The 2,884-nt window shown below is 49.8% G+C and carries 3 protein-coding genes; all 3 read left to right on the forward strand.

Annotated features, from left to right (window positions below; all coding sequences use genetic code 11):
- A partial coding sequence (locus G1E_RS25225) for an RHS repeat domain-containing protein (RefSeq protein WP_177329621.1) occupies positions 1-1,047 on the forward strand: 1,047 nt, incomplete at its 5' end.
- Between the two features lie 9 nt (positions 1,048-1,056).
- Positions 1,057-1,587 carry a DUF4303 domain-containing protein gene (locus G1E_RS25230; protein ID WP_009681722.1) on the forward strand — a complete coding sequence of 177 codons (531 nt, stop codon included), beginning with the start codon at positions 1,057-1,059 and terminating at the stop codon, positions 1,585-1,587.
- 649 nt (positions 1,588-2,236) lie between these two features.
- A complete protein-coding gene (locus G1E_RS25240) occupies positions 2,237-2,623 on the forward strand; it encodes a hypothetical protein (RefSeq protein WP_009681724.1) in 387 nt (128 codons plus the stop codon).
- The last annotated feature ends 261 nt before the right edge of the window (positions 2,624-2,884 follow it).

The raw sequence follows: 2,884 nt of genomic DNA on the forward strand, positions 1-2,884 counted from the left end.
CGCATCAAACAGTGGCGGGATCAGGAGTACCGCTACGACCCGTGGGGCAACCTGATCGAGAAGCGCTCGGGGCATAGCAAGCTGCAGAACTTTAGCTATGACTGCGAGAACCGGCTGGTGCGGGCGGAGACGTTGGTCAATGGCAAGCTGGCAAGCCGAGGCGAGTACCGTTACGACAGCCTTGGGCGGCGGGTGGCCAAGCGGGCTGAAATCAACGGCGAGGTCGAACAGAAGCGCTTTCTGTGGCAAGGCTTGCGGATGCTGCGGGAGGAAACGCCTGGGCAGAACATCCTGTACCTTTACGAGCCGGGTAGTTATGCGCCGTTGGCGCGGGTTGATCAGGCTGAAGGGCAAGCGCAGAAGCTTTATTACTTCCATACTGACCAGATTGGTACGCCGTTGGAGCTGACGGGCAGCGATGGCAAGATCGTTTGGCAGGCGACGTACCGTTCGTGGGGGGCGATTGAGGATCTGGCCGTCAAGCAGGTCGAGCAGAATCTGCGCTTTCAGGGGCAGTATTTCGATGACGAAACCGGCCTGCACTACAATACGTATCGTTTCTATGATCCCGAAATTGGTAGATTTATCGCTCAAGACCCGATCGGATTATTGGGGAGTTTCAACTTCTATGAGTACACACGTAACCCGGTTACCTGGACTGATGCTTGGGGGCTGTGTGCTGGAAAAGACTGGGGGGCTTACTACGCGAAGAAGACGGAAACACGTCCACCGGCGACAATGGAGCGACCACACGCTCACCATATAGTATTCAAAGGTGATTTTGCGCGATCTCCAGGCATGCAAAAAGCCCTAGAGCGTAGTAGGGCGGTGCTGGCTAAATACAAAATCGATCCTGGGCACGATACATCTGCCATGATGTGGGCAGAAAACCAAGGTCATACGATAGCGAACGCGAAGCTGGTTGCAGGCAAGCTTGAAGCGGCGGATAAAGCCATTATGGCTCAAGATTTACCCTTCAATAAGGAAGCTTTCGCCATGACGGGTGAGTTGCAAAAAATTGGTGTTGAAATTTTTGGTGGTTCCTAGGAGAGGATGATGGATTGGAAGAATTTTGAAGTTGAAGTTTCGTCCATTGTGAAGCAGGCAATTAAAGATTTGCATGATGCACGGCCAAGTGAGCATTTCTATACATTCGCCCTTTATACAGATACTAGCGCAATGACAGTTGCAATGGCAGCTAATTCTCTTGAGGCACTGGAGCTAAAGCTTCAGGATGAGGATGAAGAGGATCGCGATGAGTCTCGTAGTTACTATCAATGGGCTACCTCAGAGTGGGAATATGAAGCCTGGCGCGGCGATCTGTTTAAAGGGATATCCAAGGAGTTAAGGGAAGCATCTGGGCGCGATGAAATTGCGGCTTTCAGAGAGAATCTATATTTGTCCATGACGAACGTGTTGAAAGAGCTTGGTAAGGAGCGTTTTTTTGATCCGTTTGTCGTGCAAAATCCAACACTATTTGTCACTGTTACGGATGATGATACGGCTGAGGTTGTGGAGAATAATTCAGCAAAAGTCCTAAGTACGCCTGCCGCTTATGCGGAGTTTGTTAACAGGTATGAAAAGTGATGGTATGAGGCTATTGGACCCTGTCTTTTAGTCTGATTGTTGGTGTTGCGGCCAATGAGGGCTCATCGGCGAACGCCCAGAGCTGCATACGTAGCTCGAGCGTGATGGCCAAGGTCAATCTCGATGCCTGGCAAGACGTCGCGTACGACGAGGCCGACCGCTTGCTGAGCATCCACAGCGCCACCCAACAAGCACGGGCAAATCCGATAGGTTTGGATGGAGGTTTCAATCTCTATCGTTATGTGTCTAGCCCCCCTCACAGGAGTTGATTTTTGGGGTTGGTGCGAGAAAGTATGGTGGTGAGCAAATCGGGACATCATGTGCCATCGGTGCGAAAGTCGAAAGGTAGACTTTTCGCCGTTTGTAGACCAGATAAAACGCGGCCAGCACGATTACCTAGAGGTGGAAACCCAGGGCATGAATATTGGCCTCTACATCAGGCAGAAAGAGGACCGGTCGGGCCTCGGCAAGGCAATTTCCCAGGTACAGATGATCAACCTTTTGCGGCATATCGTGAGGTTTAAAAGGATTTGCATCATAACAAAGTTGATGTCGTTTCGCCGAACGGAACCCATGTATTTGGTGAAAATTTGACGCCGCGCGCAGCAGTCAATTTAATAGAAAATTGGCTTAGAGAGGATGGGCTAAGATGAAAATAGACTCTTTGGATGATTTGAGGCGCATAATCCAGCAGGATAGTTTTTTTGAGGCTGTTGTGTGTAGTGTGCATGATTGGGATGAAGCATTGGATAGGCGCGATGATGTCATCTTCGACTCTGCATGGACCGGTGCATTTGAGGAATTGAAAAAAATTGAATACTCATCTAAAAGCGATGAAAAGGGTGTAAGCGATATCCGAGAGTATGTGTTTAAGAAAGTATACGGGTTGATTGGTAGTTCGGATGCTGCAGGATATATTTCGGATGATATAGGGCTGGTGGCTGAGTCTATATCGAAAGTGTGCGATGTTCAGTGGGTGAAAAAGTTATTCGATATTTATTGTGTTGGAGAATTTCCTAATGAACTGATTCTTTAAGCTTTGCGCGTTTTTCGTTGAGGGTGGGCGTTCTAAGTCAGCTTTTTAGTATCCGGAGGCCTATATCGCGAGTTACATCTACATTATCCAAGAGCAGGTGGACCTGGTGTGCACCGAAGGCGGCCACTACATACTGCAGAGCCTCGATAACCTGTGCGAGGCCTGGCAGTTTACCTCGACCTTGTCCCACAACAAGCTGTCGCAGGTGGACAACACCGGCCTCAATACCTCGTCACTGGTTGAGCACGCCTACAACCCGAT

The organism is Pseudomonas sp. TJI-51, from assembly GCF_000190455.2.
Lineage (GTDB): Bacteria > Pseudomonadota > Gammaproteobacteria > Pseudomonadales > Pseudomonadaceae > Aquipseudomonas > Aquipseudomonas juntendi.